The organism is Nocardioides zhouii (genome assembly GCF_004137345.1).
In the GTDB taxonomy this organism is placed as follows: domain Bacteria; phylum Actinomycetota; class Actinomycetes; order Propionibacteriales; family Nocardioidaceae; genus Nocardioides; species Nocardioides zhouii.
This window is the reverse complement of sequence record NZ_SDWV01000001.1, coordinates 16,187-41,366: the sequence shown is the minus strand read 5'-3', so window position 1 is coordinate 41,366 and position 25,180 is coordinate 16,187. Positions and strand designations below refer to the sequence as shown.

At 70.2% G+C, this 25,180-nt stretch carries 19 protein-coding genes and 1 tRNA gene; 16 read left to right on the top strand and 4 right to left on the bottom strand.

Features of this window, described 5'->3' with window-relative positions; genetic code table 11:
* Positions 1–18 precede the first annotated feature (18 nt).
* From EUA94_RS00175 to EUA94_RS00150, 6 genes are all read left to right on the top strand, one after another.
* The gene (locus EUA94_RS00175; RefSeq protein ID WP_129423506.1) at positions 19–231 is read left to right on the top strand and encodes a hypothetical protein; all 213 of its coding nucleotides are present in this window, start codon (positions 19–21) and stop codon (positions 229–231) included.
* 70 nt (positions 232–301) lie between these two features.
* Positions 302–787, top strand: coding sequence for a hypothetical protein (locus tag EUA94_RS00170; protein ID WP_129423504.1), 486 nt, complete (start codon positions 302–304; stop codon positions 785–787).
* A gap of 88 nt (positions 788–875) precedes the next feature.
* A complete protein-coding gene (locus EUA94_RS00165) occupies positions 876–1,502 on the top strand; it encodes a DUF305 domain-containing protein (protein ID WP_129423502.1) in 627 nt (208 codons plus the stop codon).
* A 107-nt stretch (positions 1,503–1,609) separates the two neighbouring features.
* Positions 1,610–2,176, top strand: coding sequence for a hypothetical protein (locus tag EUA94_RS00160; protein WP_129423500.1), 567 nt, complete (start codon positions 1,610–1,612; stop codon positions 2,174–2,176).
* Entirely contained in the window at positions 2,173–2,532 is a 360-nt protein-coding gene (locus EUA94_RS00155; RefSeq protein ID WP_129423498.1) for a hypothetical protein, read from the top strand. Before EUA94_RS00160 ends, EUA94_RS00155 begins: the two co-directional genes overlap by 4 nt.
* On the top strand, positions 2,495–2,758 hold the full coding sequence (locus EUA94_RS00150) for a TlpA disulfide reductase family protein (RefSeq protein WP_165356745.1): 264 nt from the start codon (positions 2,495–2,497) through the stop codon (positions 2,756–2,758). Before EUA94_RS00155 ends, EUA94_RS00150 begins: the two co-directional genes overlap by 38 nt.
* 2 nt (positions 2,759–2,760) lie before the next feature.
* Here the strand turns inward: EUA94_RS00150 and EUA94_RS00145 are convergent, their stop codons facing one another.
* Positions 2,761–3,264 (bottom strand): CHRD domain-containing protein, encoded by a 504-nt coding sequence (locus tag EUA94_RS00145; protein ID WP_165356744.1) that lies wholly within the window; start codon positions 3,262–3,264, stop codon positions 2,761–2,763.
* An 816-nt stretch (positions 3,265–4,080) separates the two neighbouring features.
* On the opposite strand from EUA94_RS00145, the gene EUA94_RS00140 reads away from it, so the two are divergent.
* Positions 4,081–14,688, top strand: coding sequence for a hypothetical protein (locus EUA94_RS00140; RefSeq protein ID WP_129423494.1), 10,608 nt, complete (start codon positions 4,081–4,083; stop codon positions 14,686–14,688).
* 152 nt (positions 14,689–14,840) lie between these two features.
* Positions 14,841–15,650: a hypothetical protein gene (locus EUA94_RS00135; RefSeq protein WP_129423492.1), complete on the top strand. Its 810-nt coding sequence runs from the start codon at positions 14,841–14,843 to the stop codon at positions 15,648–15,650.
* 166 nt (positions 15,651–15,816) lie between these two features.
* On the opposite strand, the gene EUA94_RS00130 is transcribed toward EUA94_RS00135, so the two are convergent.
* Positions 15,817–16,569, bottom strand: coding sequence for a PIG-L deacetylase family protein (locus tag EUA94_RS00130; protein ID WP_129423490.1), 753 nt, complete (start codon positions 16,567–16,569; stop codon positions 15,817–15,819).
* A gap of 66 nt (positions 16,570–16,635) precedes the next feature.
* Between EUA94_RS00130 and EUA94_RS00125 the strand changes: the two genes are divergently transcribed.
* Entirely contained in the window at positions 16,636–17,826 is a 1,191-nt protein-coding gene (locus tag EUA94_RS00125; protein WP_165356743.1) for a sulfite oxidase, read from the top strand.
* 16 nt (positions 17,827–17,842) lie between these two features.
* On the opposite strand, the gene EUA94_RS00120 is transcribed toward EUA94_RS00125, so the two are convergent.
* Both EUA94_RS00120 and EUA94_RS00115 read right to left on the bottom strand, forming a co-directional pair.
* Positions 17,843–19,138: a DUF1501 domain-containing protein gene (locus tag EUA94_RS00120; RefSeq protein ID WP_129423486.1), complete on the bottom strand. Its 1,296-nt coding sequence runs from the start codon at positions 19,136–19,138 to the stop codon at positions 17,843–17,845.
* 1 nt (position 19,139) lies between these two features.
* A complete protein-coding gene (locus EUA94_RS00115) occupies positions 19,140–20,588 on the bottom strand; it encodes a DUF1800 domain-containing protein (RefSeq protein WP_165356742.1) in 1,449 nt (482 codons plus the stop codon).
* 100 nt (positions 20,589–20,688) lie between these two features.
* Between EUA94_RS00115 and EUA94_RS00110 the strand changes: the two genes are divergently transcribed.
* The 7 genes from EUA94_RS00110 to EUA94_RS00080 all read left to right on the top strand — a co-directional run bounded on the left by EUA94_RS00110 (position 20,689) and on the right by EUA94_RS00080 (position 25,055).
* Positions 20,689–21,687: a GNAT family N-acetyltransferase gene (locus EUA94_RS00110; protein WP_129423482.1), complete on the top strand. Its 999-nt coding sequence runs from the start codon at positions 20,689–20,691 to the stop codon at positions 21,685–21,687.
* A tRNA-Ile gene (locus tag EUA94_RS00105) sits at positions 21,678–21,754 on the top strand. Before EUA94_RS00110 ends, EUA94_RS00105 begins: the two co-directional genes overlap by 10 nt.
* Positions 21,755–21,816: 62 nt before the next feature.
* Entirely contained in the window at positions 21,817–22,734 is a 918-nt protein-coding gene (locus tag EUA94_RS00100; protein WP_165356741.1) for a tyrosine-type recombinase/integrase, read from the top strand.
* Between the two features lie 1,019 nt (positions 22,735–23,753).
* Positions 23,754–24,047 (top strand): DEAD/DEAH box helicase family protein, encoded by a 294-nt coding sequence (locus EUA94_RS00095; protein ID WP_129423478.1) that lies wholly within the window; start codon positions 23,754–23,756, stop codon positions 24,045–24,047.
* Positions 24,044–24,271, top strand: a complete 228-nt coding sequence (locus tag EUA94_RS00090) for a hypothetical protein (RefSeq protein ID WP_129423476.1) — start codon at positions 24,044–24,046, stop codon at positions 24,269–24,271. The genes EUA94_RS00095 and EUA94_RS00090 overlap by 4 nt, the downstream gene beginning before the upstream one ends.
* The gene (locus tag EUA94_RS00085; protein WP_129423474.1) at positions 24,268–24,816 is read left to right on the top strand and encodes a helix-turn-helix domain-containing protein; all 549 of its coding nucleotides are present in this window, start codon (positions 24,268–24,270) and stop codon (positions 24,814–24,816) included. Before EUA94_RS00090 ends, EUA94_RS00085 begins: the two co-directional genes overlap by 4 nt.
* Positions 24,813–25,055 carry a hypothetical protein gene (locus tag EUA94_RS00080; protein WP_129423472.1) on the top strand — a complete coding sequence of 81 codons (243 nt, stop codon included), beginning with the start codon at positions 24,813–24,815 and terminating at the stop codon, positions 25,053–25,055. Before EUA94_RS00085 ends, EUA94_RS00080 begins: the two co-directional genes overlap by 4 nt.
* The last annotated feature ends 125 nt before the right edge of the window (positions 25,056–25,180 follow it).

The window sequence follows — 25,180 nt, the reverse complement described above, 5'->3', positions numbered from 1 at the left end:
ACCTAGAAGGGAACCAAGATGAAGATCCACCTTCGGTCAGCAATCGTGGGCAGCGCCACGGCCATCGCACTGCTCGCCGTTCCCGGCGCAGCGCTCGCCGCGCAGGGCAACGGCGACACACCCCCCGGAATGAGCGTGATGATGAACGCACCGGGGCATGAGCATTTCATGTCGTCACCGGGCCACGAGCACGTGATGACCTCGCCTGGTCACCAGGCGATGATGGACTGACCACGCCCTCCCGATTGGCGCACCCCACCTCAACTGGGCCGACATCACCTACGCCCGTAGGCTGGAAGAGATGACCACGATGCGTCGAAGGACCGACACGGTGAGCAGGGCTGTGCCCGCGCTCCTCACCGCTTTCGTGGCGTCCATCGTTCTCGGCATCATCGGAATGCACGCCCTAAGCAGCCACGGCGTCATGGGCATGAGCACCACCGACCACTCCACCATGACCAGCGCGGTGACCAGCCCCATGGCTGGCGCGCACAGCGACATGTCCACTGGCTTGGTCGCCACCCCAGCAGCCGGGCCGGACGCTGGCATGTCCAGCACTGCACCGGATGGGGATAACGGTCACAGCCTGGGCAGCATGGTGATGCTCTGCTTCGCCATGCTTGCCGCCACAGCCGGTGCGCTTCTGCTCCTGTTCCTCGGCCTACGCCGTAGGCCACGCGTTTGGGCGCATCGCCCTACCGTCCCCACCGCCGGCACCCCGTGGGCCACCGCCCGCCTCGGAACCGGACCACCGTACGCCTGGAACTTCTCCGTCATCAGGTGCTGAAAGGCAGCACGCCGCCACCCCGCCCAGCCCGGGGCGAGGCGGCACGCCGCTGCCCCTTTAGTCACGCCTGCCCTCAGGAGAAACCCCTATGCGTACCAACCGCACCACCCGCGCCCTCGGCGCGCTCACCCTCACCGCCGCGTTGGCTCTGACCGCTGCCGCCTGCGGCAACGACGACGCCAGCACCGCCACGTCGTCGGAGGTGTCTACTACCGAGCACAACGATGCTGACGTGGAGTTCGCCTCCCAGATGCTTCAGCACCACGCCCAAGCACTTTCGATGGTGGATCTGACCATCGAGCGACCTCTTGACCCTGAGGTTCAGCAGCTGGCAGAACAGATCCGCGAAGCACAGGCCCCGGAGATTGAGACGTTCACCGACTGGCTCACCGACTGGGACGAAGAAGTCCCCGAGACCGTGCGCGACCACTCCAACGCCGGTCACGACATGGACGACATGGGCGGCTCCATGGACGACGAGAACATGCCGGGGATGATGACCTCCGACGACATGGGAGCACTCGAAGACGCCTCCGACGCCGACTTCCAGACCATGTGGCTGGAAATGATGGTCGAGCACCACGAAGGCGCAATCGAGATGGCGAAGTCCGAGCAGGGCGACGGACAGTACAAGGCCGCCGTAGATCTCGCCGGCGACATCGCGACGTCCCAAACCGCTGAGGTCGAGACGATGAAGGGGCTCCTGGAGTCCTGAGAGATGCCGTACGGACGTCATCGGCGGCGATGGCGTCCGCACGGCCCCACCTGACTTCACTTCGTCAACCGACAGCCGACTAACTCTGACCCTCCGGAGCACACCACGTGAACACCACCTTTGTCGTGGCCGCTGGCCTCGCAGCGCTGACCCTCACAGTCGCCGGTTGCAGTACCGACCCGGCCCCGACCAGTTCGACCAGCTCGAGCTCAGGCGCGTTCGGCTCGGGAGGCGTCGCGCCCGACGACACTTCCGGCCCACCGTGGCCCGCACCCACTGAGGTCCCGAAAAGGGTCGCGGCCGCGGGCCTCGACCTCGGCCCGATGGGCACTGCTGAGCACTACCATCCCCGCCTGAGCATCATCATCGACGGACGACCGGTACCGGTCACGCCCAACATCGGCGTCGACCCCGCCACGGGTGCCATGTCCGCAGTCCACACCCACGAAGGCGACGGCACCATCCACATCGAAGCCGACACAGTCGGCGAGGAGTTCACGCTCGGCCAGTTGTTCATCCAGTGGGGCGTAGCGCTCACCCCGACGCAGATCGGTGGCGTCCGGGCCGGAAGCGGTGAGGAAGTGAAGGTCACCAGCAACGGCACCTCCGTGCCGGGCGATCCCGCCGACCTCCTGCTCGAACCCGACCAGCAGATCGAGCTGAGCGTCCCATGACCGACACCGAGGACACCCAGCAACCGAGCCTGACGGGACCACGACGCCCCGCCGGCCCGACCCGCATCGCACTCACCGCAACTGCCGGCATCGCAGCCGTGCTCCTCGTGCTGTGGCTGGGCCGCACCACCCCGTGGAGCTCCAACCCCACCAGCGCCGACCGCGGCATCGCCGAACCCGGCCTCACCCTCTACCCGGCAGGCGATCGCGAGCCCGCACCACCACTTGAGGGACGGACCCTCGACAACGCCGCGTTCAACACCGACGACCTGACGGCCAGGTCATCGTCATCAACGTGTGGGGATCGTGGTGCGGCCCGTGCCGCGCCGAACCCCCGGGCTCGTCCGCGTCGCTAACGACACCGCCGCCCAAGGCGTCCGGTTCGTCGGCATCGACACCCGCGACAGCCGCGCGTCGGCAAACACCTTCGTGAAGAAGTTCAAGGTGCCGTATCCGAGCGTTTTCGATCCAGTCGGAGAAGTACTACTGCCCTTTGGCTCCTTGATCCCCAGCGCAGCCATCCCCAGCAGCCTGATCATTGATGGCGACGGCAACGTGGCCGCGCGCGTCGGGCGGAGTTGAGCTCAGCGCTCGGCCATCAGCTGTCCGCGGATCGCGCCGCCGGGGTACTCGGCGTTGTGCACGTTCACGTAGTAGTTGCTGGGATTGGCCAGGATCTCCGCGACGGTCTGGTCCCCGACGAACTTGCCCGGCTCGCCTTCGGTCAAGCAGTCCGCTGCGTTGCCGTCGGCCGGTGCAGCCAGGTTGACCACTACTGGTCCGTTGGTTCCAGCGGCTCCCTCATGGATGTGCGCCGCTGCGGCCGTGCCGATCTTGTCGACCGTCAGGACGTAGCAGAGCGTGGTGGGGTCGCCGTCGACGCCGAAGACGTAGGCCTCACCCCTGCCGTTGGGGTCACCTGCGATCCGGTTGCTGGTGCCGACCTCGGCGCGACCCTTGAGGTCGGCCTCGAGCACGGTGTTGGTGTGGCCGGCGACAGCCATGCCCATGGGAACCACGACGGCGGTGATGGCCGCTGCGGCCGTCGCTCCAGCGATCGCGAAACGCTTCTTCTTGCTGTCGAACATGTGAAACTCCTAGATGGTGGTGGGGTCCCCCGCTTGGGATTCGTGACCCACGTCACACCGGATTGGTCCGAGGCGCAACCTCGGTACCATGCAGCCGGCCCCAGACCCGACCTCGTTGGACACGCTGGTCCCCATGAGCGCACGAAAAGTAGATTGATCTGCGGCTTGTTTCAGTTGCCGCCTGTGCCCGCCAACCACCACGACGCTTGGGAGCGGAGACGCAGATGGCCTATCTGGCCTTCGGGATGTTCGTCCTTGTGGTGGTCGGGGCAACTTGGATGTCGTCGCGAAGGGGACAACCCGCTCGCGGGTGCTGTGCGCCAGCGGATCCCCGCGACGATCTGCGAATGCGCTCGGCGTACCAATGCGACGAGGATGCTTCCCATAAGACGGGTCCGTCGAGGTAGTTCGGCCGCCATCGGCTAGGTCGCCGAGTCCGCGGCACATGGGCCGTGTGCTCGAGGCGCTCACAACGCCCACTAGGACGCAGTATTGCGCCGTGAGGCGTGATGCGGGCGTCCACGTTTCTGTCAAGACACTCGCTAGCGCCCGAGACACCGATGTTCTCGGTGGGCCACTCAACCCGCGCATCGCGCGGCACCGTCTGCATGTCCGGACCAGGAGCTCGCACGACAGGTGGATCCGCGTGATACCCGCAGGATCTGCCTACTCTCCACGTGGTGGTCTAGACCAAATTCTCTAGGAAGCGCCTCGCGTCACACATAACGGCCAGCTTCGTATCGCAAACGGCGAGCGTGAGGTTGACTCCCGTGAAGGGGCCGGTTCGCATAGTGCGTGGGCCACGGGGGGACAATCGTGAGCATCACCGGTACTCGTCGTCGCGTCACCGCACTCCTGGCCGTCGGCGGCATGACCGTCGTCCTGGTGAGCCCGGCGGCGCTGTCGTCCGCCGCCCAGGCAGCAGCCGCCCCGGCCGACGGCGAGTCGGCGAAGCGGATCGGCGTGCTCGCGCTGGCGGGAGCCATCTCCGCCGTCGGCCAGACGCCCCAGCTGACGACTCCGCTGCCGTTCACCGACACCTCGCTCGCCGACGTGCTCGGCCTCGACGCCAGTCTCACCGAGAGCTTCGACGAGGCGCTCCAGGGCACGAACCTCCAGGACGCCCTCGAGGCCGTCGAGGGGATCACGGTCGTCGACGACGGCGTCCCCGACACGATCGCGTTCACGTACGAGCGTACGGTCACCGCCCCGCTCGCGCTGGTCCACGACGACGGCGACCTGCGCTTCGGCCGGAACGACGGTGCCGGCAACGTCACCGTGGCCCTCGAGACCCGGGCCAGCGACCCCTTCGTCGTCGCCGTCGACCTGGACGAGCCCGACCCGCTGCTCCGGGTCGCCCTGGTCAGCCAGCCGGTCATGGACCTCTCGGTCGACATCGACAAGACCGGCCTCACCGCCTTCGACGCCCGCCAGGGATTCACCGACGTCGGGGTGACCGGCGGTCGCTACCAGATCCACCGCGACCAGGTCATCACCATGCGCGACCCCGACGGGCGCGGCGTGCTGACCCTGGAGGACCTGCGCTACTCGACGCTTCCCGACCTGTTCCGGGTCGAGACCGGCACCAACACGATCGACGTCCGCTTCAACCTCGCGCTGCCCACCTCGCTCAGCGGGGGCACCGTCGCCGAGCGGACCGGCCTCCTGGCCGTCGACGCCGCCAGCACCCCGACCGACGGCGTGTGGCCCTCAGCATCCGACGCCGACCGCGACTACGGCGACAAGCTCACCCAGGCCACCGACCTGTCGATGGTCGACGGACTCACCTCGCTCGCGCAGTACACCGGCACCGTGCTCGCGCTGCAGGACGCAGCCGACGTGCCGTTCCCGAACCTCGGCGGCGGCACCTCCGACCTGTTCGCGCCGGGCGACCGACTGCTCGACCTGCTCTCGACCGCTGCGGCCGCCCAGGTCGTCTGCGGCCTGTCCCCGGAGAACCCGCCGATCGGCATCGCCGCTCCCGGCGACACCGTCTACTGCCAGGCGACCACGGCGCAGGGCCTCGGCAACCTGACGGGAGTCAGCTGGAGCCTCAAGGATTCCGGCTCGATCGTGGGCACGCCGCCGGCCGCCGCCGTCGGCCAGGCTCCTTCGGGGGTCGTCGAGATCACGGGTTCCGACGGCGAGCCCGACCTCCAGGTGAGCTTCACCGCCCAGGGCCAGCAGCTCACTGCGCGCTCGATGCCGCACACCGTGCAGGAAATCGTTGCCCGGATCAAGGAGCTGGGCGGCTTGACGACCGCCTCGGCCTCGCTGGGGGCGGATCGCCTCGACGTGTCGGTCGGCATCGCGCAGGCTACCGGCAGCAAGGACCTCGACCTCGGCAACCCCGGCACCGTCGGTGCCTTGGTCGGCCTGACCGGTCTTCGCGCGCCGCGGGACCCGGAGGACCCCGACAAGGAGCTCCCGCCCGCCCAGGCGGAGGCCGTTGCCCTCGACAGCACCTTCGACGTCGGCTTCGGCATCCAGACCGGTGACCTGGAGCAGGGCGAGGGGCGTGCGACGTATCTGCTGCCGAACGACGCATCGCTGCTCACCATCGCCAATCTCGAGGCCACGCCCCCCAGCGGTGTGACCGACCTCCCGGCCCGGATCGGCTTCCTCCAGGTCAAGGCAGACCTCACCGAGCTCGGACTCGGGAAGGTCGGTGACGGACCGGCCGTCGAGCTCACGCGCGTGCTCTCGGGCGGTGCTTCGGCCACCGCCGCGCTGCCGATCTCCGACCTGCTGACCGAGGACGGCGCGCTCGACACCGACCAGATCGACCTCACCTCCGCCGTCACCGCCTCCATCGCGTTCACCGCGACCGAGGAGCCGTTGTCCGGCTCGACGTTCGCCACCGGCCCGGATGCCGCAGAGGGTGAGGCGACAGTCTCCTGGAGCCCGACCGGCCTGCCGACCGTCACCGTCAGTGAGGGCTACATCCCGCTGCGCGTGTTCGACCCGGTCCCCGCCGCGTTCTTCGCCGGCACCGCCGCCGTCAGCGGCAATGGCGTACGAATCGACGTGAGCCCGCGGCCTGACGGCAGGACGCTGTACGACGTCCTCAACGTGCCCGCCAACCCGGGCGTCGAGGTCGCGCGCCGGCTGATCGCTGATGGCGCCGCCTGCCAGAACGTGACCATCGTCGACGACGACAGCCTCACCTGCCAGGAGCTCGCGCCCGACGACGAGCCGGCCTTCACCGACGGCCAGCCCGTCAACGCGATCGTGCTCGGTGACCCGTTCGCGATGCGCGACTCCGTGATCGAGGGCCTGGCCACCACGCTGGCCGGCTTCGACCGGCTGGCCGGCGACAACGTGACCGAGACGCCCTCGCTGGACTTCGACCAGTACACCTCGACCCTGCCGCTCGTGGACCTGACCCCGGCCCAGCTGGCCGTCGAGCGGGAGGCCCTGAGCCAGGGCATCGCCGCGTTCGCCCGGTCGGCCACCGAGGACGAGGTGGGCACCGCAGCCGTACCGGTCTCCAGCGCCCAGGAGCTCGCCCGGGCCGTGACCAAGCTCGTGAAGACCAGCGGCTCGGCCGCCAGCTATACGCCGGAGCTCACCTACTCCCTCGGCAGCAACGCGCTCGGCATCTCGCTGGAGGCCAGCGCCCCGGCGGACACGTTCCTCGCTGCACCACTGCGGTTCGACGATGCCGTGCCGGGCGGCCGAGGCCAGGTCGCGAGCGGCCCGACCAGGGCCACCACGGACGCCGAGACCGTCCAGCAGACCGTCCCGGTGAAGGTGGTGTCGACGACCACCCTGGCGATCAACGTCAGCCGGACCACGGCACGTCCCGTTGTTGCGGCCGCGACCGGCACCGACTCTCGGGCGACGGTCGACCGCTCCGGCGCCGACCTCGACGAGCACCCGCTGACGGCCGGCGTCAGCGAGTTGGCCGTCATCGGCGAAGGCAGCTCGGCCACCCTCGGGGTCCAGGTCCTCACCGACTACGACGCCACCAACGAGCAGCTCCAGACCCAGAGGCGCAACCTCCGCGACCCCGATCGTGCGGCGACGGCGGACCTGCCCGTCGGCGTGGATGACGTGATCAGCTACGCCGCCGACGCCACGGACTCCTCCGGTGGCGCGGGCGCGGCCCAGCCGGCCCCCGACGCGATGCAGGTCCGGTTCCTGGCCGAGGGCCTCGACGGCCTCGCCGCTGCCCTCGGTTCGGCGATGGACGGCGCCGCTCCTCGCAACCTCGACCCAGAGACGCTGACGCCGATCTCGGCGCCGCTCATCGGCACCAACCTCGACGCCGGCGCCGGTGTCCCCGACACCCTCACCACGCTGACCTCGAGCCTGCGTGACGAGTTCGGCGACCTGGCCATCGACGAGCAGACAACCGGCGCCGCCCTCAAGGAGGCGCTCGAGGTCGCCGTCGCAACCGCCATCACCGACACTGATGGGCTTGCGGACGTCGACGCGCCCGACGTTGCCGTCACGGTCACCTGCGGCACGGGCGAGGACTGCGACCCGGCACCATGCGCGCCGGTGGAGCCCCTGCCGGGAGAGGAGCCGGTCGAGCCGGAGGTCTGCACCACCGACACGCCCACCGGTTGGGAGACGGTGACGGTCGGCTTCGAGCTCGAGAACGACGCGCCCATCGTCGGCGAGACACCGTTCCAGACCGGACTGGCGGGCCTCGAGGTCCGCTCCGTCGAGATGGTCGACACCACGACGAACTGGACCCTTCCCGTCACCCTGCAGCTCAAGCGCGGCGTCGGTCCGCAGGTCGTGGTCGGCGAGGGCGACCAGCTCCTGCTGGATGTCGAGGCGAGCCTGCCCGAGGACGGCATCGACGCGATCGTCGGCTACCTGCCCGCGCGTCTCTCGCTGAGCGACGACGACTGCGAGCCGTGCCGCGACGAGGACCCCGAGGATCCGAAGGACACCCCGCCCGACCCGGACGGCGGCATCGCGACCTCGATCGTGATCGAGCCCGCCGCCGAGACGTACGACCTGTTCGACCTCTACGACGGCGAGCTCAAGGCCCTGCCGGCCTTCGCCGAGTCGGAGAAGGGCCCCGGGGCGCCGTCGGACGACGAGGCCGGCCTGAGCCTGGACTTCCAGACGATCACGGAGCGTGACGACAAGAGCCTCGGCACCTTCGGGCTCTCCGGCTACATCGACATCCCCTGGAGCACCGACGAGGGCTTCGACGTGACCGAGGTGGTCGACGGCAAGGACGAGGTCATCGGCGTCACGTACAACAGCGTCAAGCTCGACGTCGGCGACGTGGCAGCTGCCGTGGCGACGCCGTTCGCTGTGGTCGACCCCTACCTCGCGCCGGTCCGCGACGTGATCGACGTGCTGCGTACGCCGATCCCGGTCATCTCCGACCTGTCCGAGCTCGCCGGCGGCGACGAGGTCTCCCTCCTCTTCCTGCTCGAGACCCTTGCGGCCGCGACCGAGAAGCCGCAGCTCGAGCTGGCCACCCGGGTCATCGGTCTGGTGGAGGGTGCCGTCGGCATCATCGGCACGCTCGCTCCGATCGCCGAGGGCAATGTCGAGCTCGAGGCACTCGCGGACGTGGGCGCACTGCTCACGGTGCAACCCTCGGACGTGGCCCTCTACGGCAAGTGCACCGAGACGGTGAGCACGTCCACGACGACCGGCACGACCACCGCGACCAAGAAGGCCGCACCACAGCCCTGCCCCGACGAGGCGACCGCCGTCGAAGACGCGGCGAAGGCCGGCGCGGCCGGCCAGACCACGGGTGCCAACCGCGCCGGCGCCCGCAACACGCGGGCGAAGGTGGCGCAGAGCACCCGCGACATCACCGGGCAGCTGCCGGGCTTCACGCTGCCCTTCCTGTCCGACCCCGACCAGCTCGTCGACGTGCTGACCGGCGAGGGCGAGGTGTCGTACTTCCGCCTCGACCTCGGGACGCTCGCCGCCCAGGTGGCGTACTCGGCGAAGTTCGGCCCGATCATGGCCGGCCCCGTGCCGATCGTGCCGTTCGTCGGCGGCTCCATCTCCGTGGAGGGCCGTCTCGCGATGGGCTTCGACTCCTACCCGCAGACCCTGGCCGCACGCTCGGTCTCGCCGGGCGACGTCAGCGCGCTGATCGACATCTACAAGAACGACTTCGACGGCGGAGACGTGATCCGCGAGGGCTTCTACGTCGACGACCTCGACGCCGACGGCGTCGACGTACCCGAGGTCGCGCTGGTGACCACGCTCGAGGCGGGCGCCGGCGTCAGCATCGGCATCGTGACCGCCGGCCTCAAGGGCGGCATCACGCTGAGCATCAACCTCGATATCAACGACCCCGACGACGACGGCCGGCTGCGCACCGCGGAGATCCGGGACGTGTTCTCGGGTGACGCGGCCTGCATCTTCGACGCCAGCGCGGAGCTGGAGGCGTTCATCTCGATCTTCGTGGAGATCGAGCTGCTGCTGACCTCCCTGGAGTACGAGTTCGACATCCTCCGACTCGGGCCCTACACGCTGTTCGAGTACGGCTGCCCCGACCGCACCCCGCGACTGGTCTACCGGACTGGCAACAGCCTCACGCTGACGTCCGGCGACCAGAGCGGCATGCGCTACGAGACCGGCACGGCCGAGACCGACAAGGCCGACGACTTCGAGGTGCGGCAGTTCGACCGGGTTCGCATAGTGGACGAAGAGGAAGTTCCGTACACCGCGTACGAGATCTCCGGCTTCGGGCGCGTCCAGAACGTGGAGGTCACGGAGGACGCGGGCATCTGGACGGTCCAGATCTACCAGGCCGGCATCACCCTCTCGACCGAGAAGCAGGGTGAACCGTTCGACCTGACAAGCGAACCCACCTTCGAGGCCGACGGCGGCGTGCTCAAGGACAAGATCTCGTTCCTCACGGGCGAGGAGTACGAGCAGGACACGGTCACCAAGGAGTTCACCCTCGCCACCACGCCCTTCACCACCAGCGTCACCCGTCTGACGGGTGGGGTGGACGACGACGTCCTGGTGTCCGGTGAGGGCAACGACTCCGGCATCGACGGCGGCGACGGCAACGACAGCATCGAGACCGGTCTCGGCAACGACGTGGCGAACGGTGGCATCGGCAACGACGTCGTCGGCGGTGGCGCGGGACGCGACGACCTCACGGGTGGCGACGGCGACGACCGGCTCGAGGGCGGCCCCGGTGGCGACCGTGTCAACGGCGAGGCCGGCGGCGACAGCCTCGTCGGCGGGCCCGGACGGGACGTACGCGCCCTGCTGGTGCTGCCGAACGGCTCGGACGACGACGTGGTCGCCCGGCAGGTGCGCCTCGGCTTCGACAGCGGCGACGTGCTCGTCGGTGGCGGCGGCGGCGACGTCGTCGACGGTGGCGACGGTGGCGACGTGGTGGTCGGTGGCGAGGCTGCCTCGCTGACCGGCGTCACGCTGGGATCGCTCTTCACGACCGGGACCCGGCGGGTGGACGTCCTCGTGGAGGGCGTCGAGGACGACGACGGCACCATCACCCCCGACGAGGAGAACACCTTCTCGGAGGAGGACGTCGACATCGACACGGCGAAGACCCCGACCCCTGCCGAGCTCGACGACCTGTGCATCTCCGGTGACGAGATCACGGGTGCCGGCACGACCGACTTCGTGACCGGTGGCCCGGAGAGCGACGTCGTGGTGGGCGGCAACGCCGCGGACACCCTGGACGGCGGCGACGGCCCCGACGAGATCTGCGGCCGCGGCGGCGACGACCAGATCTCCGGCGACAGCTCCGACGACGACGAAGACAGCGACGACGTCATCCGCGGCGGCGCCGACAACGACCGGGCCGACGGCGGTCCGGGCAACGACGTGATGTTCGGCGACGACGTGACCCTGGTCCGCGGCGGCGAGCGGTTCCTCGACGGATCGCTCGGCGACAGCGACCAGCACGACGGCGACGGCAGGGACTTCCTCGACGGTGGCGACGGTGGCGACATCGTGGCCGGTGGCGACGGCTCCGACCTCCTGGTCGGCGGCCTCGGCGACGACGCGACGTACGGCGAGGGTCAGGACACGACCGCCGACGGCGGCGCGGCACCTGCCCTCGACCAGCGACTGCTGGCGTGCAACCAGACGACCCGCGTCGTCCGGGGCCTGATCGACCTCGATGGCGACCTCTACGCAGGCGAGGCGGAGGACGGCCTCACCGCCGACACTGGCCAGCTGGCCGGCCTCGACGTCACGGACGGCGTTCTGCAGGCCCCGGGCTCGAGCGAGGTCTACGAGGGCCTGCTCGGCAGCGACGTGGTCGTGCTCGGGGGTCAGGTCGACCTCGACCGCGACGGCAACGCGACCGGCGACCCGGACGACACGGGCTTCATCGACCTGCCCTCGATGCTCGGCACCGGAACGGGCGCCGGCAGCAACAGCCAGGGTGACTGCATCCTGGCCGGCGAGGGCAACGACGAGCTCCGCGGCGGCACGGGCTCCGACTACCTCGGCGCCGGTGACGGCACCGACCTCGGTGACGGTGGCGACGGCAACGACCTGCTGCTGGGCGACGACGGCACCGACGTCCTGCTCGGCGGTCCGCACCATGACGTGATCGTGGGCGGCCTCGGGGACGACCACCTCCAGGGCGAGAACGGCGACGACCGGCTCCGCGGCAACGAGGGCTACGACGACCTGGTCGGCGGCAGCGACACCTCGGAGTCCGGCGACGGCCAGGACGTCCTGCTCGGCGGCCGCGAGGACGACGTCCTCGTCGCCGAGAACGGCGTGGCCGTGTCCCGGGCGATCGTCGACGACGTGACCGATGCCGCCGTGCCGTGGAATGACCTCCCGTGGGTCCCGGACGCAGTGACCGTGTCCGAGGGCTCCGACCTGGTGTTCGACAGCAGTGCGGTGCAGTGCAGCTCCGCGACGCCCACCCGCTGGCTGACGACACTGGTCGGCGACGGCGTGGACGGCACGCCGGCGGCCTCGCCGGGCACCGCCGACCTCGCCTACGACGAGCTCTACGGCGGCTTCGGCTGTGACGTCGTCATCGGCTCGACCGGTCGGGACCTGGTCCGCGGCGGCCAGGACAGCGACCTCGTCGAGGGCGGTCCGGGCAGCGACTTCGGGTACGGCGACGACGGCGACGACGTCGTCATCGGCGGCAGCACGTTCGATGCGACCGAGGACGGCGCGTTCACGACCGACCGTGACAGCGCGGGCGTTGCCGACGGCGGCGACGTCCTGCGGGGCGACGGCGGTCCGGACGCAATCGACGGCTCCGACCTGGTGGCGGGCGACAACGCCCTGCCGATCCGGGTCGAGGGCCTGGTCGGTCCCGACTACGTGCTCCGGCTGCACGACGTGGCGACCCTCACGACGGCGCCCAGCGCCACGACCCGTGGCGGCGACATCCTCGACGGCGGCGGTCTCACCGACCGGCTCTTCGGGCAGGGCGGCGCGGACACCATCCGCGGCGACCTCGGCGACGACTACGTCGAGGGCAACGACGGTGGCGACACCATCACGGGTGGCGACGGCGCCGACGACATCATCGGCGGCTCCTCCACGAATGACGCGATGCCTCTCGGTGGCACCGGCGGCCGCCTGTCCGCGAGCCTGACCGGGCCGCTCGACGCCTCGGCGGCCGGGCTGCTGGACGGCGGGACCGACGTGATCGACTCCGGTGCCGGCGCGGACGTGGTGCTCGGCGACAACGGCCGGATCACCCGGCCGACGTCGATGACACGACACATCGCCCGGGCGGACGAGGCAGGCACGACGGGTGTCTCCGACGCTGACCTGATCACCGGCGGCACGGACGCAGACCGGCTCTTCGGCCAGGGCGGCAACGACGTCATCGACGCCGGAAGCGGGGAGGACCATGTCGAGGGCAACGAGGGCGCCGATGGCCTGACCGGCGGTGCTGATGCCGACGTGATCATCGGCGGCTCGTCCTTGAGCCCCGACGGCCGCGGCACGCTCGACGACGCCGTCTCGCGTGCCCGGACCCAGCTCGACGGGAACGACGTGATCTCCGGCGACGTGTCGAGTGCCGGGGCGGTGGCCAGCGACCTCATCCTCGGTGACAACGCCACGGTGCTGCGCCTCACCTCCGGACGCCTGATCACGCAGCTGGCCGACGTGGCGACCATCTCGACTGCACCTGCGGCGACGCCGGCGCCTGGCACCAGCGGTGCCGACACCATCTGGGGCGGCAGTCCGCCCGCTGGGGGCGCCGGCGCGTCGGACCGGGTCTTCGGTCAGGGCGGCAACGACCGCGTCACCACCGGCTCGGCCTCCGACTACGTCGAGGGCAACAGCGGGACCGACACCCTCTACGGCGGGAGCGGTGACGACGACCTGATCGGCGGTTCCTCCGCCACCAACGGGCGGCCCCTCGGGCTCGACGGAGCTCGACTCTCCGAGGGCATGACACCCAGGCTCGACCCCACGGCGGCGACCTTGGCCGACGAGCTGGACACCGTCTACGGCGGTGGCGGCAACGACACCGTGCTCGGCGACAACGGCCGGATCACCCGACCCACGTCCGGTGGACACCCGGTGCCCGACGTCGCGATGGCCGACACGGCCAACGCGTTGTCGTACGGCTCGGACCTGCTGCTGGGCGAGGACGGGAACGACACGCTCTACGGCCAGCTCGACGACGGTGTGGCTCTGGGCTCGGGTGACCGGCTGGAGGGCGGCACCGGGAACGACACGATGCTCGGCGACCTCGCGACGGTGAAGCACACGCTGGCCAGCACCTTTGGTCCGCCGAAGACACTGACGGTCAAGGGCACCACGATCGCGGAGGCGATCTACGTCAGCGGCTCGTTCGTGCCCGAGACATACGTGCCCCAGAACCAGGCACAGAACGGCGGCCCTGACGTGGCTCTCGGCGGCGACGGCAACGACGCCTTCTTCCTGGGCAACGGCAACGACATCGCCAACGGCGAGGTCGGGATGGACACCATGTTCGGCGGTGACGACGACGACATCCTGTGGGGTGGCGCCGACCACGACCGCCTGTTCGGTGGCTACGGTGCCGACGACCTCGACCTCAAGGACAAGTCCGAGACCGACACGGAGCCGGTCATCGTGCCCGAGATCCGCGACACTGCCGACGAGGACGGCATCTCGAGCACGACCAACGGCAAGGACTTCATCTACGGCGGCTACGGCCCCGACGAGATGCAGGCGGACGTCGGGTCGGTGGGTCGGGACACCACGGCGGACCAGATGATCGACTGGGTGGGTGCGCACAACGTCTACTACGTCTGCAACGGCGCCTACGGACAGGGCAAGATCATCCGGGAGAGCAGTCCGGACATGATGGCCATGCTCACGGCCCTGGCAGACGCGTCGGGCAGCCGGGAGCTGAGCGATCGGCTGTTCGGCGGGTTCTGGGACCTGGGGCTGGTCAACAACTCCGACCGGAGCGCCAACACGGCGAAGAGCCCGGAGTACCCCGGCAACTTCGCCACGTCGGAGTGCTGAAAGGCGGCAGAGGGTCGGGAGACGACTGAGAAGGGCCCGAGGCGCCACGCCTCGGGCCCTTCGTCATTGCGGTGACGTAACGCTTCGGATCGGCGTGTGAACTGTGGGTAACACGGCACGTGGCCGGACCCGCACTGGGTCACGCTGGCTGCATGACCGCGGACCGATCGACCGACACCCCCGACGCGGGCCAGTTCCTGGTCCGACCCGACGGCACGGTGGTGGGCGACGACGGGCTCTCCGGGACGTTGGCCGCGGCGCTGCCCTACACCGGACGGCTGGCCCGGCGGATGGGCGAGCTCGTCGAGGCCGGTGACCTCCGGGTGCTCGAGGCCTTCGGCGCCGAGCACCTCATCGTCGCGGTGACCTGGACGCCCGCGGGCGAGGGCACCTTCCGAGCGGTCGTGATGCCGCTCGCCCCGCGCACGGTGCCCACCTTCACCGTCGTGGGGGCCGTCGACACCGCCGCGGCCGTCTCCCACTGCCTGAACCGGCTCTCGCGCGTCGGGGGCGTCGAGTGGTGCTCGGTCATCACCGCGAGCTCGCGGGTCATCGGGGCGGTGGGGGAGCGGCAGGACCTCCACCACCTCGCCGAGGCGGGCACCCGGATGCTCGCGATCCTCCGCTCGCTGCAGGACCAGCACGCGACCGGGTTCGTCCGGCTGCGGTTCGAGGAGGGCGCGCTCGTCGGTGCCTCCCTCGGGCGTCACGCGCTGGTCGCGTCGGTCCCGTCGGCCGACGACGACGAGCTGGTCGCGATGATCGACGAGATCCGGGCGATCCTCGCCGACCACGACCTCTTCACCGTGCCGACCGAGTTCGACCCCGACGAGCCGGAAGCGGTCGAGGAGGCACCGCCGACCCCACCGGCGACGCCCGCTCCCGCACCGCTCGTCGGGGCGCGCTTCCGCTACGTGGAGCCGAAGGAGAAGAAGCCGCGGCGCCTGCGCCGCGACCGCTGAGGGATCAGCCTTGGGGCTGAGTCGGCCGCCCATGGCCTGCTGCGCGCCGCCCACCCCGCACGCTGGCTGCGTTGTCCTCGACTCGTCGTGGCTCCGCCACGCCTTCGCTCGTCCGCCTTGCCATCGCACGCGTTGGACGACGCTCGCGACGGCCGAGGGCGACCACTCAGCCCCAGCCGAGCGGGAAGACCTCGAAGGTCGCCGCGTGGGTCACGCCGAGGCCTTGGCCGCCGCCGCGGAGGATGCCGTCGAGGAACTCCTCGGGGTCCCAGCCCTCCCAGCCGAGTCCGTCGATGTAGGCCTTGTGCTCCTTCAGCGAGGCCACGCCGGCCTGGAAGGTGTCCGTCACGTCGACGGCGTGGGTCGCCTGCGGTGAGCTGCCCGACCAGACGGCCCGCACGCCGCCCCACGGCTCGAGCCCGTCGGTCAGCTGCTCGGGGAAGATCCACCGGTTGCCGGCATCGCGTACGGCGTCCAGCAGCGCGCGGCCCACCGCGATGTGGTCGGCCTGGTTGAGGTTCGTGCCGCCGAAGGTCTCGCGGAAGTTGATCGTCATCGCGATGTCCGGGCGGTGCTTGCGTACGACCGCGGCGATCGCGCGGCGCAGCTCGATGCCGTACTCCAGGATGCCGTCCGGCAGCCGCAGGAACTCGACCTCGTCGACGCCCACGACACACGCCGAGGCGATCTCCTCGCCCTCGCGCAGCGGACCGCTCTCGTCGGGGTGGAGCCCGTCGATGCCGGCCTCCCCACTGGTCACCATGCAGTAGACGATGCGCTTGCCCTGACCGGTCCAGCGCGCCACGGCCGCGGCGCCGCCGTACTCGATGTCGTCGGGGTGGGCGACCACGAAGAGCGCGGTCTGCCAGTCCTCGGGGAGGGGCTCGAAGGAGGGAGGGGTCGCCCGCTGGTCCGTCATGGTCCGAGCATGGCACCGAGGGTGTTGTGTAGTGAAACGGCTGACTTACTCCTATATGGTCGTGCCATGACTTCGTACGCCCCCACCCGTCGTGGCTTCCTCACCGCTGCTGCCGCCGTTGGTGGCGCCGCCCTGGCCCCCGCCTCGGTGTGGCGCGCCGCCCCGGCCTCCGCCACCGCTCCGTTCATCCTCAAGCCGACGCCGCCGGCGTACTTCAAGGACTTCGGCACCAACGCCGAGATGCTGTGGAGCTCGGTCGAACCGCAGGCCTACCTGACGCCCCAGTCGCGGCTGTTCGTGCGCAACCACACCAGCACGCCGCCCATCGACCGCACGACCTACGCCCTGCGCGTGTACGGCGACGGACTGGCCACGCCGCGGACCGAGGGCGAGGCGCTGAGCCTGTCGTTCGCGGACCTCCAGGCCCTGCCGCACCACGAGCTCACCTCGGTCATCGAGTGCACGGGCAACGGCCGCAGCTTCTTCAAGTCGCAGCAGGACCAGACGGTGTCGGGCACCGCGTGGACCCTGGGTGCCGTTGGCACGGTGCGGTGGAGCGGCGTGCTGCTGCGCGACGTGCTCGCCTCGCTCGGCCTGTCGGCCGACGCGTTCTCGATCCAGGCCACCGGGCTCGACGACCCCTTCAGCACGTACGGCCGCGTCCGCCGGCCGTTCCCGATCGAGAAGGCGCTCGACGACGCGCTCCTCGCGTGGGGCATCAACGGGGAGGACCTGCTGCCCGACCACGGCTACCCGCTCCGCCTGGTCCTGCCCGGATGGGTCGGGATCGCCAGCATCAAGTGGCTCGGCTCGCTCGAGGTGTCGAAGACCCAGCTCTTCTCCCCGTGGAACACCACGTTCTACCGGATGACCGAAACCGGCTGGCCCGGCGACTCACCGCCGCTGACCGTCAACCCGGTGCGCTCGGCCTGGGAGCTCGCGAGCGGTGCCGTCCTCCCGGCCCGGCCGGTCACCCTCACCGGCCGCTCGTGGAGCGGCGCCGGTCAGATCAGCAAGGTCTCCGTCAGCCTCGACGGCGGCGAGTCGTGGCGTCCCGCCGTCCTCGACCGTCGCTCCCGCGAGGACCAGGGCTGGACGCAGTGGTCCGTGCGCTGGGGCAACCCGCGCCCCGGGCGCTACGAGCTGCTGGCCCGTGCCACCGACGACCGGGGACGTACGCAGCCCCTCGTGGCGGCGGTCAACAGCCAGGGCTACTTCTTCGACGCCGTCGTACGCCACCCGGTGACGGTCGCCTGACTGGTCCGGTCGCGCGTCAAGCCATCACGCCGACGGCCGTCGGCGCGAAGCCCGGGAACACCTGGCCGACCGAGACCCCGAACCGCCGCGTCACGACCTCGGTCAGCACGCTGCGGTAGTCGGTGGTGACCAGCAGGTCGGCGTCGAGCGAGTCGGCGAGGCCGGGCCAGGAGCCGTAGTACTGACCGCCGCGGACGCCGGCCCCGGCCACGAACATCACGTTGCCGTAGCCGTGGTCGGTGCCGTAGCCGTCGTTCTCCTTGACCCGCCGCCCGAACTCGCTGAGCGTCACCAGCGTGACCCGGTCGGCAGCAGGACCCAGGTCGGCGAAGAAGGCGGCGATCGAGGCGGCCAGGTCGCCGGCGTTGCGCCGCATGTCGCCCCACTCGACCGTGCCGAGATCGGTGTGCATGTCCCAGCCACCCTGGTCGACCGTGACGACCTCGGCACCGACGCCCGAGCGCACGATCCGCGACACGTCCGACAGCGCCCGGCCCAGGTCGGTCTGCGGGTAGGGGGTGGTGGCCGACTCCTGGGCGGGGAGGTCGCGGGCAGCCCCGAAGGTCTGCGCTCCCGAGATCGCGTCGCGCACGGCCCGGCCCATCAGGCCACCGTTCTTCCACGCGTGCTGGAGGGCGAGGAGGCGCCGGCCGTCGTCGTCGGTGCCGGCCACCTCGGCCCGGTCGACGTCCTCGACCACGAACGCGGGGTTGATCCCGAAGAGCGAGGTCGGCACCTGGTTGCCCATCGCGGTGCCCTGCAGGGGCGAGGTGCCGGGCAGCTCGCCGAGCAGCCGGTTGAGCCAGCCGTTGCGCTCGGTGGACCCCGGTGCCGCGTCCTCGATGGCCTCCATCGCCGCGAAGTGCGAGCGGTTCGGGACCGCCATCCCCGTGGCGTGCACGGCGGCCAGCGAGCCGGCGGTCCACATCGGCAGCAGCGGCGCGAGCGCCGGGTGCAGGCCGAACATGGTGTCGGGCGCCAGCAGCGCCGTGTGGGGTACGCCGATGCGCGGGCGCGCGGCGTAGTAGGCCGGGTCGCCGTGCGGCACGACGAGCGAGAGCCCGTCGGCGGCGCCACGGAGAGACAGCAGCACGAGCACCGAGCCGAGCGGTGTGGACAGCCGGTTCGCGGTCCGGCCGGTGACGGCGTACGCCCGCGGACCGTTGCCGGCCAGACCAGGCCCGAGCGCCAGTGCGCCGCCGGCGAGGGCGGTGCCGAGCAGGGCCCTGCGGCTGAGCGCAAGGCGCGCCTCGTCGTAGTCGGGGCAGCCGCACGCGGTGGTGGGGCGCGGGGGAGTGTCGTGGGAGGTCATGTCAGCACGCCAGGTGGTCGGGGGAGTCGAGGACCGCGGCCAGCAGCCGCGCGAAGCCCCACTGGTAGAGGCCGTGGTCGCGGTCGATCTGCTCCTTGGCGCGGCAGCCGGTGGCCAGGCACGCGGTCTCGAGGAGGTGCTTCGACGCGGGGCGGTGGAGCAGGTCGCGGCTGACCGCGTCGACGAGGTCCTTGAAGCGGATCGGCTTCTTCGCCGGTACCCAGGTGCTCGGCTCGCGGTAGCGCAGGTCGGCGGTGGGCCACCAGCCGCCCGCCATCGCCCAGTGCATGCTCATCGATCCGAGCGCGCGCGAGGGCGAGGCCCAGATGTCGTCGCGGACCGGCGTCCCGTCGGGTCGTGGCCAGGCGTGCGGCGAGAGGCCCAGCCCGGAGGCCTGCCAGAGCATCGCGTTGGCACCCGAGTCGCCCTGGCTGGGGCGACCGACCTGGACGCCGAGGGCACGGTAGGTCGCCACGACGTCCTCGCTCGGGTCACGCAGCTTGCGGCCGCCGGCAGTCCGGAACTCCTTGCTGGCCACGAGCGCCCGCAGCACCGGCGCGATCTCGGTGTCGTGCTTCAGGTAGACCTTTGCGAGCCGACGTACGAGGGACTGCGGCGGGTCGTCGCGGACGAACTTGGTCGCCAGCCGCTCGCACACGTGGTGGGCGGTGAGCGGGTGGTGGGCGAGGTAGCGGAGGTAGTCCTGGGTGACCTCGCGGCCGTCGCCCTTGCGGTTCCGGTCCTTGAAGCCCTTGACCTGCACGGTGCCGGTCCAGTGGTCCTCCTTGACGTACGACGCCGCCCACGTCTCCCAGAGGTCGACGTGCCAGCCGGTGAGGATCCGCGACGAGGCCTTCACGTCGTCCTCGCTGAAGTTGCCCGCGCCCAGGGTGTGCAGCTCCAGCAGCTCGCGGCCGAGGTTCTCGTTGGGCGCCCGCTTCGTCGACGTCGCCGCCGACAGGAAGATCAGCATCGCCGGGTGGGTCGTGGTCGCGGCGAGCAGGTGGTCGAAGCGGCCGAGCGCGTGCCGGCGGATGGTCTCGCCGTAGTCGGCACGCCAGGTGAAGTGCGCGTCGCCGCTCACCGGCACATGGAGCATGCCCTCCCAGAACTCGGTCATCTTCTCGAGCACCGGGCGCCGCGTACGGATCCGTCGGACGAGCAGCCAGCGGCCGTAGTCCTCCATGACCTCCCAGCCGCCGCGCACCTCCTGGATCTGGCCCTGCCAGAGGTCGGTCGGCCTGCGGTCGAGGTCGGGCCACCACCGGCGCACCTCGTCGGCGGCGTTGTCGGGGAATGCGCCGGGTCGGGTGAGCTGCTGCTCGAACCACGCCTGCGCGCCACCGGCACGGCGTACGTCCTGGGCGAGCGTCGCGTCGATGCCGTAGCCGAAGCGCGTCACCAGGTGCCGCTGCGACGGGGTCAGCAGCGCTGCACGATCCTTGCCCACGATGTCCTCCCATCCCGAGGCGCATCACTGTCCCACGCGCACGGGGCGCCCGGAGGGGAAATCGGGTTGATCGGAAGACGGTGCAGGTGTCGGATGCGGTGTGCACATCCGCGAGCTCGACGCCTCAGACCCGGCCGCCCGACGCGCGTGGTTCGAGGTGATGGACCGCTCCGCACGGGCCGATCGCCCGCACGCCCTGCTCGAGGCGTTCGACGCGTTCGAGCTCACCGTCACGGAGCCGGGGGAGCACGCCCGCCGCATCCGGTTCGAGGCCCGCGACGGCGACGCCCTGGTCGGGGTGGCGGAACTCGAGCTGCCGCTGACCGAGAACCTCGACGTGGGCTGGTGCGAGGTCAACGTGCTGCCGGAGCACCGCCGCCGCGGTGTGGGTCGCCTGCTGTGGGACTCGGTCGTGGCGGAGGCCCGCGCGGCTGGACGCGCCCGCGTCGGGGGAGAGGTGTCCGTGGCCCCGGTCGACGGTGGTCCCGGGATGCTCTTCGCCGCATCGGTGGGGGCGGTCGAGAAGCACCGCGAGGACCACCTCCTCCTGGGCCTCCCGCTGGGCCCTGCTGCACAGGCCGTGGTCGATCCGGCGTACGAGGTCGTCACCTGGCGCGGCCGCTGTCCCGACGAGCACCGCGAGGCGTACCTCGAGATGCGCAACCAGATGAACGCCGATGTGCCGACCGGTGAGCTCGACCTGGAGCCGACGGTGCTGGACGACGCCCGGCTCGCCTCGTCGGAGGAGCGCCTGATGAGGTCGTACGACGTGCGTGTGGCCACGGCCCGTCGTCGGGTCGACGGAGCATTCGGCGGCTACTCGCTGCTGTTCGTCCCGCACGGGGCCGACATCGCGTGGCAGGACGACACGCTCGTCATGCCCGATCACCGCGGCCACCGACTGGGGGCTGCGCTCAAGGCGGTCAACTACGCCGAGCTCCCCGCGAGCATCGGCCTCGTCCACACGTGGACCGCCCCGTCGAACACGGCCATGCACCGCACCAACACCGCGCTGGGATTCCGCGTCGTGGAGCACATGCACGAGATGGAGGCCGACCTCGCGCTTCTCGCGGATAGGGTGCCGCCCGAGGGGCGGTAGCTCAGTCGGTCAGAGCAGAGGACTCATAATCCTTGGGTCGTGGGTTCGAGCCCCACCCGCCCCACCACCAGCCAAAACATTGGGATTCGATCCCGCACAACGGTTGCACAGAGGAGTATTGTCCTCGTTGTGAGTAATCGTCAACCCCCTCCAAGTGAGCCGCTGCGCGGCTTCCTCGACGACTGGCGCACGCACCTGCGTGCCAGAAATCGCGCGCGCGGCACCATCGAGTCGTACCTGACCGTGGGCGAGGCGCTATGCACTTGGCTCGACCAGAAGGGGCTCGACAGCCGGCACACCGCGATCACACGACCCATCCTTGAGCGGTACCTGGCTGAGATGCACACCCGGGTCGCACCCGCCACGGTCGCCAAGCACTACCGGTCGCTCCAGCAGCTCTTCCGGTGGCTCGTGGTCGACGGCGAGCTCGACCGCACCCCCATGGAGACGATGAGTCCGCCGAGCGTGCCAGAGCAGCCGGTGCCGGTGCTCGACCTCGAGCAGCTCGCCAGGCTCCTCAAGTCCTGCGGCGGCAACACGTTCGAGAACCGGCGGGACACCGCGATCATCCGACTCTTCCTGGACACCGGTATGCGGGCGGGCGAGTTGGCTGGGCTCAAGCTTGAGGACGTCGACCGCGAGCAGTCGATGGCGTTCGTGATGGGCAAGGGTGGCAGGGGTCGCGCCTGCCCCTACGGAGCCAAGACGGCTGACGCCCTTCGCCGTTACATCCGCGACCGCGGTCGCAATCCCATGGCCCGCACCTCCGAGCGGCTGTGGATCGGCAAGAAGGGCCCGATGACGGACTCGGGCGTACGGCAGATGTTGGAACGTCGTTGCAAGGATGCCGGCCTCGACCCGATCCATCCGCACATGTTCCGGCACACCTTCGCCCACCTGTGGCTCGCCAACGGCGGGCAGGAGAACGACCTCATGCGGCTAGCTGGCTGGCGCTCCCGCGAGATGGTCGGGCGGTATGCCGCCAGTGCTGCTGACGAACGAGCACGGGACGCCCACCGGCGCATGGCGATCGGGGACCGGCTGTGACCGTTTCCGGGGTTGAGTGGGAGGTCAAGTGGGTCTGCACCGGCCGCGGGACACACGCCTCCAGGGTGCTGCTCGACGCCTTCCTGCGTCCGCACGACCCCGAACTCTTAGCCGCGCTGCGGGCCAGTCACGGGGATGACCGAGGGCAGGTTCTCTACGACCAGTCTCGGATGAGCCACACCGTGCCTGGACACCTTCGAGGGCTGGATCGGCGCGGAGGAGCACGACGAGAGAGGTTGAGGGGCGAGGAGATCCCACCGGGCGCGGATCCCGCCGAATCGACCTGGACACTGGACCCCTGCCCTAGTTGCGGACTGAGGGTCCCCACCATCTCCGGCCCCCGCATGCGCAGCCTTATCCACGACCTCTGTGCCAATGGTGTGTCTCGCATCGATGTGTCCGCTCGGTCCACTATGCTAACGAACGACGCGTAAGGCGTCTGTCTGCGCACAGGGCATCACGGCGTGCGATCCAAGCCGGGGTAATCACCCGGCGGATCACTCCTGCCAAGGAGAAGCGCCATGCCCGCCAGGGACCCAGAATCCCGCTCCATTGTCGCCCAGATCGCCGCGGCCGAACGGTGGGGCCGAACCCCAGACCGCACGGCCGCAACCGAGCCGGCTAGAGCTGGCCTTCGTGCCAAGTTCGCCCGCGAGATCGATCCCAACGGTCATCTCGCAGCAACGAACCCCGCTGAGCTCGAGCGCCGCGTCGACTATCTACAGCGCGCCCACATGCTCCGGATGACGCGAGCGGCCAAGGCTGCCCGCGTCGCGAGGGCCGGTGGTGGCGATGCTGCCTGAAGGACGAGAAAGCCGGTCCGTGGCTAGCGGACCGGCTGAAAGCATCTCGACGGCGATCAAGACTGCTCCTGTCAGTGTAGGCGGAGCGTCCGACCGCCGCGCGGAGCCGACCTGTCTTCGGTGTGGTCACCTCATCACGGCCGAATCGTCCATCAGGGCGGGCCTCGGCTGGGATTGCCGCCGCCGCATCCGTCGACTCGCCCTGGCGGTGTCCTGATGAGCACCCGCCTGATTCAGGCCGCGTTCATCAACCGCTCGGCCGCCTACCTTCGGGGACATGGCTCCCGCGATCTCCTGATGGAGTGCAACGGCGGACGACCCCCGCTGTTCGGCTCTCGTCTGCGCGCTTGGTACGGCACCCCCGAAGTCGTCTCGGAGGCCCTGGCGCTTGCTGAGTCGCGCCGGTGGCCGACTGAGGTCGTAGACGAGGTCCACCTCTTGAGGTTGGCCGGTCACGAGGTCGCCGCGGTCAAGGCTGCGCACGCCGCGGTCCATGGGATGCTGCTGTGAGCCCCGAACTGATCGACCGACTCGCCACGAGCATGATCATCGAGATCCTGCTGAACGCCCAGGAGTCGTACTGGCTCAAGCGGGCCGACGACTTCGCCAAGGTCGGCAACGCGCGCTGCGACATCATCGCCGCGGCGTGCCATGCAAAGGCGACTCGCTGCCGCGAGGAGTACGCCGACGAGTGGGCCGAGCTGCTGGCCCTCGAGCTGGGTGACGTCGCATGAGCCGTCACACCCTGTCCGACTGGCGGCGTGCGGTCTACCGGTCGACCACCCTGACGGACCGCACGAAGGTCCTGCTGCTGTTCCTGGCCGACCACATGGGCCAGGACCGACGTGTCAGCATCCCGCGCCACAAGATCGCCGCCGGGCTCGGAAGATCCGAACGGAGGATCACCGAGCGCATCACCGAGGCGCACGACAGTGGCTGGCTGTGGACCCAGGTCCGAGGTCAGAAGGGCATCACGGCCGTCTATCAGGGGCTCTTCCCCGAGTCGGTCAGCGGGACGGATGCCCGCCCCCTGAATCGGAGGAAGCCGGGCAAGTTCAGCGGGACGCCTACTAGCCCCCTGAATGATGCTGAAACCCGCCCCCTGAACGGGCCGAATCGGGCGTTCAGCGGGACACACGGGGGTCCCACCATTACTACAGCGGACCTCCCCGGAGCCACTGACCACCGTGACGTCGGCATAGACGAGAAGGTGGCAGCACCTCCGGTCGTACGCACCGTGCGGCGCGGTGCCTCTCGAGACCGAGAGGCGAGCGCATGAGCGCCACTCTGCACGACCTGGTCACCGTCCGGGCACGACGCGGGCGCGAGCCGCTGCACTTCGCCGACGACATCGAGGCGCTTGCCTGGATCAAGGCCGAGGTCGACGAGCTGCGCACCCAGGCCGACGACATGCTCCTGATCCCGACCGATGTGATGAGTATGCGCCTGAGTCGGGTGTCTGCTGTGGTGTCCGTCGTCGCCGTCCTCTACGGCCATGACGAAAGGGACAGCCGGTGAGCCGCGCAGTCGCCCCCACCTTCGAGCTTGTGACGTCATGCGATGGATGCGGCGTCGAAGTCGAGCGACAACCTGCCGGCAACAGGCGCCGAGGAAGGGCGCGCCGATGGTGCAGCGACGCCTGC